This is a genomic window from Collinsella sp. AM41-2BH (assembly GCF_003468085.1).
Classification (GTDB): Bacteria; Actinomycetota; Coriobacteriia; order Coriobacteriales; family Coriobacteriaceae; genus Collinsella.
On sequence record NZ_QSGH01000008.1, the window covers coordinates 22,455 to 35,086 of the forward strand.

Annotated in this window: 11 protein-coding genes; 7 read left to right on the plus strand and 4 right to left on the minus strand. The window is 58.6% G+C overall.

All coding sequences use genetic code 11. The annotated features are described in order from the left end of the window. Positions 1–31 precede the first annotated feature (31 nt). The 4 genes from DW899_RS05490 (at position 32) to DW899_RS05505 (ending at position 3,159) form a co-directional block, all read left to right on the plus strand. The gene (locus DW899_RS05490; RefSeq protein WP_117800247.1) at positions 32–862 is read left to right on the plus strand and encodes a transketolase; all 831 of its coding nucleotides are present in this window, start codon (positions 32–34) and stop codon (positions 860–862) included. After that, the gene (locus DW899_RS05495; RefSeq protein ID WP_117790459.1) at positions 862–1,800 is read left to right on the plus strand and encodes a transketolase family protein; all 939 of its coding nucleotides are present in this window, start codon (positions 862–864) and stop codon (positions 1,798–1,800) included. The genes DW899_RS05490 and DW899_RS05495 overlap by 1 nt, the downstream gene beginning before the upstream one ends. Before the next feature lie 12 nt (positions 1,801–1,812). Further along, on the plus strand, positions 1,813–2,265 hold the full coding sequence (locus tag DW899_RS05500) for a PTS sugar transporter subunit IIA (RefSeq protein WP_117790460.1): 453 nt from the start codon (positions 1,813–1,815) through the stop codon (positions 2,263–2,265). A 243-nt stretch (positions 2,266–2,508) separates the two neighbouring features. After that, positions 2,509–3,159, plus strand: coding sequence for an HAD family phosphatase (locus DW899_RS05505; protein WP_117800248.1), 651 nt, complete (start codon positions 2,509–2,511; stop codon positions 3,157–3,159). Between the two features lie 582 nt (positions 3,160–3,741). Here the strand turns inward: DW899_RS05505 and DW899_RS05510 are convergent. Further along, on the minus strand, positions 3,742–4,620 hold the full coding sequence (locus tag DW899_RS05510) for an ATP-dependent sacrificial sulfur transferase LarE (RefSeq protein ID WP_117800249.1): 879 nt from the start codon (positions 4,618–4,620) through the stop codon (positions 3,742–3,744). Positions 4,621–4,787: 167 nt separating this feature from the next. Between DW899_RS05510 and DW899_RS05515 the strand changes: the two genes are divergently transcribed. Next, positions 4,788–5,438: an HAD family phosphatase gene (locus DW899_RS05515; protein WP_158566575.1), complete on the plus strand. Its 651-nt coding sequence runs from the start codon at positions 4,788–4,790 to the stop codon at positions 5,436–5,438. Positions 5,439–5,639: 201 nt separating this feature from the next. Here DW899_RS05515 and DW899_RS05520 read toward each other — a convergent pair whose 3' ends face one another. Next, positions 5,640–6,845: an ATP-binding protein gene (locus DW899_RS05520; protein WP_117759248.1), complete on the minus strand. Its 1,206-nt coding sequence runs from the start codon at positions 6,843–6,845 to the stop codon at positions 5,640–5,642. Between the two features lie 214 nt (positions 6,846–7,059). Continuing rightward, positions 7,060–8,193 carry a LacI family DNA-binding transcriptional regulator gene (locus tag DW899_RS05525; RefSeq protein ID WP_233504058.1) on the minus strand — a complete coding sequence of 378 codons (1,134 nt, stop codon included), beginning with the start codon at positions 8,191–8,193 and terminating at the stop codon, positions 7,060–7,062. Between the two features lie 312 nt (positions 8,194–8,505). Between DW899_RS05525 and glmS the strand changes: the two genes are divergently transcribed. Beyond that, a complete protein-coding gene (glmS, locus tag DW899_RS05530) occupies positions 8,506–10,353 on the plus strand; it encodes a glutamine--fructose-6-phosphate transaminase (isomerizing) (protein WP_117800251.1) in 1,848 nt (615 codons plus the stop codon). Positions 10,354–10,466: 113 nt separating this feature from the next. On the opposite strand, the gene DW899_RS05535 is transcribed toward glmS, so the two are convergent. Then, positions 10,467–11,168 (minus strand): GntR family transcriptional regulator, encoded by a 702-nt coding sequence (locus tag DW899_RS05535; protein ID WP_233539916.1) that lies wholly within the window; start codon positions 11,166–11,168, stop codon positions 10,467–10,469. A gap of 193 nt (positions 11,169–11,361) precedes the next feature. On the opposite strand from DW899_RS05535, the gene DW899_RS05540 reads away from it, so the two are divergent. Then, positions 11,362–12,396 (plus strand): YeiH family protein, encoded by a 1,035-nt coding sequence (locus tag DW899_RS05540; RefSeq protein ID WP_117800253.1) that lies wholly within the window; start codon positions 11,362–11,364, stop codon positions 12,394–12,396. Positions 12,397–12,632 lie beyond the last annotated feature (236 nt).

The window sequence follows — 12,632 nt, forward strand, 5'->3', positions numbered from 1 at the left end:
TGCCGGGGTTGTTCTCAAGAGAGGAATTCGTATGACCAACCAGGAGCTGGCGAAGGTCGCCAATGAGGTCAGGAAGGGTGTCGTGACTGCGGTGCACGCGGCCAAGTCGGGACATCCGGGTGGATCGCTCGGTGCTGCCGACATCATGACGTATCTGTACTTTGAGGAAATGAATATCGATCCTGCCGACCCTCACAAGGCCGATCGAGACCGCTTTGTGCTCTCCAAGGGTCACGCGGCGCCGGGCCTGTATTCGGTGTTGGCAAATCGCGGCTATTTTTCCGTCGAAGAGCTCGAGACGCTCCGCCATATTGGCAGCCGACTGCAGGGCCATCCCAACATGAACGACACCCCGGGTGTTGATATGTCCACCGGATCGCTCGGTCAGGGTATCTCCGCCGCGGTTGGAATGGCACTCGCCGCAAAGCACTGGGGTGACAGCTACCGCGTCTACACGCTGTTGGGCGACGGTGAGTGCGAGGAAGGCCAGGTGTGGGAGGCGGCAATGTTCGCCGGCAACCACGACCTGGATAACCTTGTCGCTATCGTCGATCACAATGGCCTGCAAATTGACGGCAGTATCGACGAAGTTAACTCGGCTATGCCGCTTGCCGACAAGTTCCGCGCCTTTAAGTGGCATGTGATCGAGCTAGCCGATGGCAATGACATGGCGCAGATTGAGGCGGCTTTCGCCGAGGCTCGCGAGGTGACCGGCGCGCCCGTCGCTATCATCGCCGAGACGGTGAAGGGCAAGGGCGTCTCCTTTATGGAAAACCAGGTGGGCTGGCACGGCAAGGCACCCAACGATGAACAGTTTGAGCAGGCCATGGCCGAGCTCGCAGCAGCAGGGGAGGAGCTCTAATGGCAGACGTCAAGAAAGTCGCCACGCGCGTTAGCTATGGCGAGGCACTTGTCGAGCTGGGCAATGAGCACGATGACTTTGTGGTTCTCGATGCCGACCTGGCCGCCGCCACGCAGACCGGTAAGTTTAAGGCTGCGCACCCTGAGCGCTTCTACGATGCCGGCATTGCCGAGAGCAACTTGATGGGGCTTGCCGCCGGCATTGCGACCACGGGTCGCGTCGCCTTTGCGAGCACCTTTGCCATGTTCGCCGCCGGTCGTGCGTATGAGCAAGTGCGTAACTCCATCGGCTATCCGCACCTCAACGTCAAAATTGGCGCTACGCATGCGGGCATCTCGGTCGGTGAAGACGGCGCTACGCATCAGTGCTGCGAGGATATCGCGCTCATGCGCACGATTCCGGGCATGACGGTGATCGTCCCCGCCGATGACATCGAGGCTCGCGCTTGCGTGCGCGCCGCCTATGAGTTTGAGGGACCGGTCTACATGCGCTTCGGCCGCCTGGCAACACCGGTTATCAACGACCGCGAGGACTATGAGTTCAAGATTGGTCGCGGCGTGGTCGTGCGCGAGGGGTCCGATGTGACCATCGTCGCTTGTGGCCTCATGGTCGCCGAGGCGCTTGAGGCTGCCGAGGCGCTCGCTGCCGATGGTATCGACGCCGAGGTCATCAACATGCATACGATCAAACCGCTCGATGAGCGCCTGGTGGTTGCCAGCGCCAAGAAGACTGGTCGCGTGGTCACCGCCGAGGAGCATTCGATTATCGGCGGTCTTGGCGAGGCCGTGGCCTCGGTGCTCGCGGAACAGCATCCGGTGCCGATGCGACGCGTCGGCGTGCGCGATGTATATGGCGAGTCCGGCCCTGCGGTCGATTTGCTGCACAAGTACGGTTTGGACGCCGACGGCATCGAAGCCGCGGTCAGGTCCGTGTTGTAAGGAAGGTTTTCCATGGGGTTTGTATCTGCCAACCAAGTGACGATTGGCTACGCCGCCGCCTCGCGCGAGGACGCGCTGCATTATCTGTCCGAGCAGGCTGTTGAGCTTGGTTTTGCCGATGACGCATCTGCTGTAGAGGCGGCTTTTATTGCTCGCGAAAACGAGGCCGAGACTGGCCTCGTTGCCGGTTTTGCCGTTCCGCATGCCAAGAGCGATGCGATCCATACGCCGGGCGTGGCCGTGCTCAAGCTGTCCGAGCCTGTTGAGTGGCCGAGCTTTGATGGCGTGCCCGTCGATGTGGCACTCGCGCTGTACGTGCCCGCCGGCGAAGCGGGAACCACGCACCTGCGTCTGCTCTCCAAGGCTGCCGTGATGCTGATGGATGCCGGCTTCCGTGACAAGGTGCGCACGAGCGCCGATCCCGCCGAGATCGCGGAGCTTATTAACGCCGGGCTCGAGGGCTAGGTGCAACCAGCCCGCTCAATCTATTGATCCTTCTCCAAGGAGCAGGGCCGCGACGCTATAGGCGTCGCGGCCCTGTCTGCGTTTCCCCAGATAAAACCTGCCAAAATAAACCTGTCCCTTTTTGGCAGGTTACGTCATAAGGCTTCTGTCTATGTAACGAAAGTACAATATGATATATACGTTATATACAAGGTTGTGACGTGCAGTAGATTTGCGGCAACGCAAGCCGATGAAGGGGCCGATATGATCAAAGCTGTTATTTTTGACATGGACGGAACGCTGATCGATACCGAGCGTTTGGACATGAGGGCATGGAAGGTGGGCGCGGCCGAGCTGGGGATCGCGATTGATGATGCGTTAATCCATCAGTTTATCGGCCGTTCGAATGCCGATGTTAAGGACATCCTTGAGGCGCATTACGGCAAGGGCGAAACCGCCGACGCGATTTTTGCCCGCAACATTGAGCTACACACCGAGATGGCCAAGACCGACCTGGAGCTTAAGGCCGGCGCCGCCGAGTGCCTCGACGAGCTGCTGGCTGCGGGCTATCACGTGGGCCTTGCGACGTCGTCGCGCCGCGTTGCGGCCGAGCGCAACCTTAAGACGGTCGGCCTCTTTGACAAGTTTGAGACGGTGACCTGCAACGAGGATACCCTGAACGGCAAGCCCGATCCCGAGATCTACCTGCTCGCCTGCGAGCGCGCGGGCTTTGCTCCCGAGGAATGCGCCGTGGTCGAGGATTCCCGCAACGGCTGCGTCTCGGGCATCACGGCCGGCTGCCATGTCTTTGCCGTGCCCGATATCTTGCCGCTGCCGCAGGACGTGGCGGACGGCTGCGAGGCTGTGCTCGATACGCTGTTCGATCTGACAGCGGCGGTCAAGGCCGTGCGCTAAAGGTATGCGCCGAGGTCGATGGCGGTGGCTTCGACGCAGCTGCTTGCCTGGGTGCTGGCGCGCTCGGCGATCTGGGCGCCGATGCCGTAGCTGTCGGCTGCGGTGTTCCATTCATTAGAGGGGTCGCGCTCGTCTCTCTAAAGATAAAGTCGGTTAGAGAGACAGCCTTAGGTAATCTAGCAGCGAATTCGTTATATCTCTCTAAAGGTCTCTCTAAAACAAAGTGCTTATCTCTCTAAAGTTAGAGAGATAAATCTATTGGTTTAGAGAGACGGAATGCCAATGCTGCCGGATAAAGGACTCATTGAAGTAATGGGTTCATCGACGAGCTGTAACCGCCGCTATCGGAAAAAGTAGGTGCGGCCGAGACGCCTCTCAAGTGCCTCTCGAAGTTAGAGGGGTGCTAGAGAGGCAGTTGTCTCGTGACATTTTCCCAGATAAAACCTGCCAAAATAAACCTGTCCCTTTTTGGCAGGTCTGCGGGTCAATGCCCATCAAACGAAGTTGCGGTGGAATAGTTCCTGTTTTGCGGCCTATCGGGCCCAAACAGGAACTATTCCACCGCAACTTATTTGGGATGCGCTATTGATTCATGTTGCCGTGGATGTAGGGGGTGACCTCGGGGGAGATATGGCCGCAGCCTAGGTTGCGCAGGGCAGATTCGATGGCGGCGGGAAGCGGGGCCTTGCCCTCGTCGTTGACCGCGGTCCTGCCGAGGGCGGCGATCTTGGCGACGTCTGCCGGCGCGGCCTCGATATGCATGCAGCCGCCGACGAGGCGTGCGCGGACCTGGTCCAGGCCAAGGTCGTGCAGGTAGTCCTCGCAGGCGCGGATTACATCGACCTTCTCGCGCGTAAGCTCCTCGCCCGTGGGGACGCGGGTGGCAAGACATGCTCCCGCCGGCAGGTTCCAGACGGGGTATCCCCAGGCGCGTAGCAGCTCGCGCTCCTCGTCCTTGGTAAAGCCGACCTCCATGAGCGGCGATCGCACGCCGAGCTCCTGGGCGGCGCGCATGCCGGGGCGGTAGTCGCCGCGGTCGCTTGCGTTACTGCCGTCGATAACGGTGGGAAAGCCCAGCGACCTGGCGTGATTGACGATGGCGGTAAAGCCGGCGCGCTTGCAGTGGTAGCAGCGGTCGGCGTCGTTGCAGGCTACCTGGGGGAGCTGCAGCTGATCGACCGAGAGGTTGAGCACGGGGAGCTTGAAATGCGGCCCCTCATCGGCCTGCCCGTCAACCGCCCACTCAAACGAAGCCTGCTCGGGCGTGCCGATGAGCGGCGTGGTGAGGTGAACGAGAAGCGTGCTGGCGGGCATGATGCGGGCGCAGACCGCGGCCAAAAAGCTGCTGTCGACGCCACCGGAAAAGCCGATGGCGACGCGTCCGTATGCCAAAAGCAGCTGCTCGAGCGCTGTGAGTTTGTCCTGAAGCCCCTCTGCAGGTGCGGTGGTGTCTGAAAGCATGAATCGATCCTTGCCGTTGAGTACTCGGTCGAAAACTATAATCCTACCGAGCCGCTTGTCATAAGACTTCTATCTATGTAACGAAAGTGCAATATGCTATATACGTTATATACAAGTTTGTAAAGTGCGGTAGAGTGGCAGTAATGCAATCCGGTGAGGGGACCGATATGATCAAGGCTGTTATTTTTGACATGGACGGAACGCTGGTCGATACCGAGCGTTTGGGCGTCAAGGCATGGAAAGCGGGCGCTGCTGAGCTGGGGGTCGCGATTGATGAAGCGCTGATCCATCAGTTTATCGGCCGCACGCTGCCCGATGTTATGGACATCCTTGATAAGCATTACGGCAGCCATGAAACCACCGAGGCGATCTATCGTCGCCACAAGGAGATTCGCGACGAGATGGTCAAGACCGAACTGGAACTTAAGGCCGGCGCCGCCGAGTGCATAGACGAGCTGCTGGCTGCGGGCTATCACGTGGGCCTGGCGACGTCGTCGCGCCTCGTTACGGCCGAGCGCAACCTTAAGATGGTTGGTCTTTTTGACAAGTTTGAAACGGTGACCTGCGGCGAGGACATCGTGCACGGCAAGCCCGACCCCGAGATGTATCTGCTTGCCTGCGAGCTCGCGGGCTTTGCTCCCGAGGAGTGCGCCGTGGTCGAGGATTCTCGCAACGGCTGCGTCTCGGGCATTACGGCCGGCTGCCATGTCTTTGCCGTCCCCGATATCGTGCCGCTGCCGCAGGACGTGGTGGATGGCTGCGAGGCCGTGCTCGATACGTTGTTCGACCTGGCGGCGGCAGTCAAGGCCGTGCGCTAGCGTTTGCACGCGAGTCGCCATGTCCCGCGCCCGAGCTCGCAGGACGGTGGCGGCAACGGCGCCTGCGTGGAGGCGCTGACGCAGTCAGCCCCTCTTATCACGCCAAGATTGCTGTTTTGGCCGATAAGAGGGGCATTGTGCTTTAAGCGACTGGGGCTGCGGCCTTGGTAAGGAGCTGGCAGAGGGTTATGACGTTACAAGTTACTCCAGGAGCCAGTCGATCACGTTGCGCTTGCGGACTCCTTCGTAGTTCGCGTCCGCAAACAGCGTGTCGAGCGTAAGAAGCGTCTTGGGGTAGTTGTCTCGGACTTTCTTAAAGGGGGCCAACTCTCGATTGAGGGTAGTTTCGTCGAGCGTTGTGGCTGAAACCTGAAAATAGGCTGTCTCGTCTGACTTTAGGGCAACAAAATCGATTTCCCCGCCGTCGATATCGCCCACGTAGACGTCGTATCCACGGCGTAGGAGCTCGAGATAAACAACATTTTCGAGGATATGACCGATATCGCTGCTTTGGGTTTTGACGAGAGCACCTCTAAGTCCAAGGTCAACGGCGTAGTATTTGCCGTTTGTTGAAAGAAGCTGCCGACCGCGCACGTTATAGCGCGGAGCAAAGTACAGCACAAGGCTGTCTGTTAAGCCTTTGAGGTATTTGGCTACGGTTTTCTGGTCGGTTTTGTTGCCGTTGGACGAGAGCGTGTCGGAGATTTTTTTAATCGAGATCCGGTTTCCAATGCTATGGAGTAGGAACTTGGTGATATCGCGCAGGGTCGGGACGTCCGAGACCTTCAGGCGTTCGATAACGTCGCGTATGACGATGGTATCGTAGAGGCTCATAAGATAATCGCGCGCCTGGGGTCCCTGAATACCCGTCTCGGCGATAAAGGGAAAAGAGCCCCGAGTGATGTACTCGTCAAACAACTGCGCGGGAGCCTTTCCGTCATTGGTTTTTGCCGAGCAAAACTCTTTAAAGGATAGGGGCAGCATCTTGAGCTCTACGTAGCGGCCGGAGAGCAAAGTTGCCAGCTCGCTCGAGAGCAGATAAGCGTTGGAACCGGTTATGTAGAGGTCGACATTGTCCTTGATAAAAAGACTGTCGACGGCTTTTTCGAAATGCTCGACGTGCTGTATCTCGTCTAGAAAAACGTAGTTCATCTTATCGGGGACGAGTCTGGCGGAAATGTAGTCGTAGAGTGCTCTATACGACGTAAGCGACTCGAACTCCAGGTCTTCAAAGTTGAGGGATATAACCTGGTCGCCTGTGATTCCATGATCGCGCAGGTAGCTGCGGTAGATTTCGAATAGCTTTGATTTGCCGGACCTTCGCACGCCCGAAACGACCTTGATGACGTGTGAGTCTTTCCACGAAATGAGCCAGTCGAGGTACTGTTTGCGATCAATCAGATTCATGAAACCCCTTTCTTGGCGAGAAAAAACTGGAGCAAAATCAATACTTATAGGAAATATCTAAAAATATGGAATTGAGTCTATTTTAACAAAAAAGCTAATGAAAAATGGATTACATTCCATAAATATCCGTAGCCGCAGGTCCGGCTAAATGGGGAAGGCCCGTGGGGCCAGCAAAAACGCCGCAGCGGGGCTGTTCCCGTTGCGGCGTTTTTTGTTACAGGTAGGCGCCCAGGTTGATGTCGGTTATTGGGGCCGCGGATGGGCCCGTCGGGTGCTGCTCGGCCTTTTGGGTGCTCATACGTTCGAGCAAGAAGGGGCGCACGAGCTCCTGACGGTTAATGTCCTCGGTGGCCGTGACCGTGGTGACGGTGCGCGCGGCGGAGCCGATGCGGACTCGTTTGGTCTTGGCGGCAGGTTTATCCTCGATTTGTTCCATGAGCAGCTGCACGCCCTTGCGGCCGATCTCGTAGCCCGGTGGTGCTACCGTGGTGAGGGGGACCGATCCGCTCCAGGCAAGCGGGTTGCCATCGCAGCCGGCAACAAGAATCTGGCCGGGGACAGAGATGCCTTTGTCGACCAGCGCCGAGATAACGCCCGAGGCCAATACGTCGGTCAGGCCGATGACAAAATCGGGGCGCTCGTCAGCAGGGCGCTCGGCAATCTGGGCACCGATACTGTAGCCGTCGGCTGCGGTATTCCATTCGCCGGCGTCGATGACCTCAATTTTGATATCGGGATGCAGGGCAAGTGCCTTGTGGATGCCAAGGACGCGCAGAGTGAGCTGCATGAATGCTGCTCGACCCACAACGACAATATGGCGTGCGCCGCGGGCGATGGCGAGCTCGGCGATAATGCGCCCCTGTGCCTCGTTGTCGGCGGCCACGTAGTAACCGGGCTCGGAACAGTGGATATCCAGGTGGACGATCGGCACGGGCATCTTGGCCATGGCGGGGTGCCAATCGGGGGATGCCATGGGCTGAACCATGACGCCGGACATCTGCGTGCCCATAAAGTAACGCAGGTAATGGTCCTCGAGAATATCGTCGTTATCGGCGTTGGCGATGAGCAGGTCGTAGCCGTGCTTACGGGCCTCGTTGTGGGCGCCGCTGGCGATTTGGAGCGAAAAGCCGTGATCGAGACGGGGGAGCACCAGGCCAAAAGACTTGGTGGCGCCGCCCGCGAGCTGACGAGCGCTTTGGTTGGGCAGGTAGCCAAGGCGATTGATGGTCTCGTTGATGAGCTTGAGGGTCTCGGGGCGCAGCTTTTCGGGGTGGTTGAGCGCGTTGGAAACCGTGCCCAGCGAAACCCCGGCCTCGCGCGCGACGTCGCTGATTTTTACCTTTGCCATAGCGGCCCCTTTGATGCGTTTCAAGTACAAGCCAGATTGTAGCATCCCGAGCCTACCAAAAAGGGATAGGTTTATTTTGGCAGGTTTTATCTGGGGAAACGCCGTTGCCAACGCGACCACCACGAAGGGGACAGGCACCTTTGTGGTGGTTTGGACCGGCTGAACGTGTGTGCATCGGGTGGTATCTAAGTTGAGATACCACTTCTGGTATATCAGCTTGCGCTTGCGTGAGTACAATACTCGAACGTTATACGTCTCAGCGCCCCATGTGCGTGGACGTTTTGCAGTCACGCGGACGAAGGGATTTATCCTATGTGCGGAATTGTCGGCTACACCGGCTCTGATATTGCAAAGAACATCCTGGTCACGGGTCTTAAGCGTATGGAGTATCGCGGCTATGACTCCTCAGGTGTCGCGCTCGAGGTAGGTGAGGGCGCCGCGGCGCACCTCGATGTTATTCGCCGTGTGGGCAAAGTTGCGGGCCTGGAGAGCGAGCTTTCCAACATCGACAGCGACGCTACCTGCGGCATCGGCCATACCCGCTGGGCCACTCACGGCAAGCCTTCGGTCGTTAACGCCCATCCCCACACCAGCTGCGACGGTCGTATCGCCATCGTCCACAACGGCATCATCGAGAACTTCGCCGAGCTGCGCGAGGAGTTGGAGGGCCGCGGCCATCACTTTAAGAGCGAGACCGACACCGAGGTCTTCGCACATCTGATCGAAGAGGCCTATACCGAGACACATGACCTGATAGCCTCTGTGCGCGAGGCCTGCACCCACGTGGTGGGCGCCTATGGCTTGGCCGCCATTTCCGCCGATGAGCCTGGCGTGATCGCCGTGGCCCGCAAAGATTCCCCGATCGTAGTTGGCGTGGGCGAAACCGGTTCCTATGTTGCTTCCGATGTCATCGCGCTCATCGACGCAACCCGCGACGTCGTGGTGCTCGAGGACGGCCAGTTTGCCAAGCTCACGCCCGCAGGAGTCGAGTATACCGACGAGGCCGGCAATGTGATTGAGCCCAAGGTTACCCATATCGACTGGGATCTGGACATGGCCGAAAAGGGTGGCTACCCCGACTTTATGCTCAAGGAGATCCATGAGCAGCCGCGCGTCGTGCGCGATACCCTGGTGGGCCGCATGACCCCCGCCGGTGAGCTCGATATCGATGAGCTGGGCCTTTCGCTCGAGGAGCTCAACGATATCGACCGCGTCTACGTGATTGCTTGCGGCACCAGCTACCATGCCGGTCTCATTGCCAAGAACCTTGTCGAGGGCTGGGCTCGCATCCCCACCGAGGTCGAGGCGGCTAGCGAATTCCGCTATCGCAATCCCATCATTACGCCGACAACGCTTGTCGTTGCCGTGTCCCAGTCGGGCGAGACGGCCGATACCCTTGCCGCCATTCGCGACGCGCGCATCAAGGGTGCCAAGGTCTTCGGCATCACCAACGTGGTGGGCAGCCCCGTGGCGCGTGAGAGTGACGGCGTCATCTACACCAAGGCCAACAAGGAGATTGCAGTCGCCTCGACCAAGAGCTTCATCGGCCAGGTCGTGAGCCTGACGCTGCTGGCTCTGCTGCTAGCGCAGGTCAAGTACCGCCTGACCACCAAGCAGGCGCGCATGCTGTTCCGCGAGCTTTCCGATACGGCCGAGATGATCCAGTGGATTTTGGATACCCAGACCGAGGCCGTGCATGAGGCCGCCCTGCTGTGCAAGGACGCGCAGTCTGCACTGTTCGTGGGCCGTGGCATGGGTGCCGCTATTTCCTACGAGGGCGCGCTCAAGCTCAAGGAGGTCAGCTACCTGCACGCCGAGGCCTACGCCGCCGGCGAGATGAAGCACGGCCCCATCGCCCTGATCGACCCGGGCTTTCCTGTCATCGCCGTGGCCACCAAGAGTGCCACCTACGACAAGACCGTGTCGAACCTCATGGAGTGCAAGGCACGCGGCGCCAAGGTCATCGTCGTTGCCACCGAGGGCGACGAGGAAATCAACAAGATCGCTGACTGCATTATTCGCGTGCCGGCCGTCCGCGACGTGTTCAGCCCCATCACGGCGAGTGTTCCGCTGCAGCTGCTCGCTCGCGAGGTGGCCATCCTGCGCGGTTGCGACGTTGACCAACCTCGTAACCTGGCGAAAAGCGTTACCGTGGAATAACTAATATTCTGCCGTTCTAGCGGCCAAGGCCCGGCTCCGTTACGGCGGAGTCGGGCCTTGTTGCATTTGCCCAGATAAAACCTGCCAAAATAAACCTGTCCCTTTTTGGCAGGTTAGCGGAGCTTGCTGGTCTCGAAGTACTCGGGATATTGGTCCAGGACCTCGGTCTGGTTGCGGAACATCATATGCAGGTGCTTGCTGACCAAAAAGCTCGCCTCGATAGGATTGCGACCGGCGATGGCGCGGCGGATTTGCTTGTGCTCGTTAACAGTCTCCTGATTGTCGAGCGTCTGCGTGGCGGCACGCAGCCAGCGGAAGCGCTCCAGGTCGGCATTGGTCTCCTCGAGCCATGACCACACGGTGCTGCGGCACGCGATGCTAAAGATCATGCGGTGCATGAGGTTGTCGCTTAAAAAGAATCCAATGCGATCCTCTTCGGTCATGGCCTTTTCCTGCAGCGCGATGGCCCGATCGAGCTGCTCGATGCCTGCCGAGGTGGCACGGGCGCAGCACTCCACAATCACCTGCTTTTCCAGGTGTTCGCGAATATAGCAGGCGCTTTCGGCAAGGGTGAGGTTGATGGGCGAAACATAGGTGCCGCTTTGGGGCACGGTGCGCACCAGGCCCTCTTGCGCCAGACGCACCAGTGCCTCGCGCACAGGGGTGCGCCCCATATCCAGGTCGTCGCAAAGCTGCTTGACGCCCAGCTTTTCGCCCGGCTTGTAGTCCAGGTAGACGATTTTGCGTCGAATGGTGTGGTAAGACTGGTCCTGTAGGCTCGTTTCCTGCTCGCCAGCGTGCATCGATTCTTCCATAGCGCCTCGCAACTGTTCTATCACACTCATATGTTAGTTGTTAATTATGCCGCGAATCAGCTTTCCGCGGTGGGTAATTCGGCTGGTGTCTGAGAACTATTGCGGCATCTTAGTTTGTGTTTGCGCAAGGCTGTGCTCAATGTTGCCGTATCATAAGCCGTCGCAAACGTGAAATAGAAAGAAGGAATCCTATATGCAACTGGCGAATATCGTACGCGAGCGCTGGAAGGGCGTCTTGTTCTGCCTGATCATCGCTATCCCAGCGACGTTGCTCGGCAAACAAATTGAGGTGGTCGGCGGGCCGGTATTTGCCATCCTCTTTGGCATGGTCCTGGCGCTCGTCTTTCCCAAGAATCGTCGCGAACAGCTCACCGCTGGCGTCACCTATACGTCCAAAAAAGTCTTGCAGTACGCGGTTATCCTGCTTGGCTTTGGCATGAACCTCTCCCAGATTCTGTCCAAGGGCGCCCAGTCGCTGCCGATTATCGTGGCGACGATCTCGACCTCGCTTGTCATCGCCTTCGTGCTCTGCCGCGTCATGAACGTGCCGAGCAAGATCGCGACGCTTGTGGGTGTGGGTTCGTCGATTTGCGGCGGTTCTGCCATCGCCGCGACCGCACCCGTCATCGATGCCGACGATCGCGAGATTGCCCAGGCTATTTCGGTCATCTTCCTGTTTAACGTTATCGCGGCGCTCGTGTTTCCGACGCTCGGCGGCATGCTCGGGCTGACCAACGAGGGCTTTGGCCTGTTTGCCGGCACCGCCATCAACGACACCTCGTCCGTAACGGCTGCGGCGAGCGCTTGGGACAGCATGCATCCCGGCGCCAATGTGCTCGAGAGCGCCACGGTGGTCAAGCTCACTAGGACGCTGGCCATCATTCCCATCACGTTGGTCCTCGCGTGCTGGCAGATGCATCTGGCACGCAAGGCCGGAGGCGACGCCAAAAGCACGTTCTCGTTTAAACGCGCGTTTCCCATGTTTGTGCTGTTCTTTGTGCTGGCGAGCGTAATCACCACGGTGCTTCAGCTTCCCGTGTCCGTTACGGCGCCCATCAAGGAGCTGTCGAAGTTCTTTATTGTGATGGCCATGGCGGCTATTGGTTTTAATACCGATATTGTCGAGCTGGTCAAAAAGGGTGGCAAACCCATCGCATTGGGCTTTTGCTGCTGGATTGGCATTGCGTGCATGAGTTTGGGAATGCAGCACGTGCTGGGAATCTGGTAGAGAAGCAGCTTATCTGCGTGCTGGTTGCTGGTGAGCGCATTCTCACGGTGGAGCGATAGGAGCTCTTGCGGGTATGGCTTGTCCGCAGGTTGATAGGTCCCGAAGAGCTCTTATCGCCCCGCCAGGATGGCGATGCGGGGCAATTCATATATTCGCAAGAAGGCGCCGCAGGCCCTATAGTGTTTGGTGAACATTATCGTTCAATTTTGAAACACTCGGTCGTGCGGCCGTCGGCG

What these genes read in the sequence shown, in the direction of transcription:
- DW899_RS05490 (WP_117800247.1), top strand. Translation starts at nt 32, where the DNA reads ATGACCAACCAGGAGCTGGCGAAGGTCGCCAATGAGGTCAGGAAGGGT.
- DW899_RS05505 (WP_117800248.1), top strand. Translation starts at nt 2,509, where the DNA reads ATGATCAAAGCTGTTATTTTTGACATGGACGGAACGCTGATCGATACC.
- DW899_RS05535 (WP_233539916.1), bottom strand. Translation starts at nt 11,168, where the DNA reads ATGGAAGAATCGATGCACGCTGGCGAGCAGGAAACGAGCCTACAGGAC.
- DW899_RS05515 (WP_158566575.1), top strand. Translation starts at nt 4,788, where the DNA reads ATGATCAAGGCTGTTATTTTTGACATGGACGGAACGCTGGTCGATACC.
- DW899_RS05525 (WP_233504058.1), bottom strand. Translation starts at nt 8,193, where the DNA reads ATGGCAAAGGTAAAAATCAGCGACGTCGCGCGCGAGGCCGGGGTTTCG.
- glmS (WP_117800251.1), top strand. Translation starts at nt 8,506, where the DNA reads ATGTGCGGAATTGTCGGCTACACCGGCTCTGATATTGCAAAGAACATC.
- DW899_RS05500 (WP_117790460.1), top strand. Translation starts at nt 1,813, where the DNA reads ATGGGGTTTGTATCTGCCAACCAAGTGACGATTGGCTACGCCGCCGCC.
- DW899_RS05495 (WP_117790459.1), top strand. Translation starts at nt 862, where the DNA reads ATGGCAGACGTCAAGAAAGTCGCCACGCGCGTTAGCTATGGCGAGGCA.
- DW899_RS05510 (WP_117800249.1), bottom strand. Translation starts at nt 4,620, where the DNA reads ATGCTTTCAGACACCACCGCACCTGCAGAGGGGCTTCAGGACAAACTC.
- DW899_RS05540 (WP_117800253.1), top strand. Translation starts at nt 11,362, where the DNA reads ATGCAACTGGCGAATATCGTACGCGAGCGCTGGAAGGGCGTCTTGTTC.
- DW899_RS05520 (WP_117759248.1), bottom strand. Translation starts at nt 6,845, where the DNA reads ATGAATCTGATTGATCGCAAACAGTACCTCGACTGGCTCATTTCGTGG.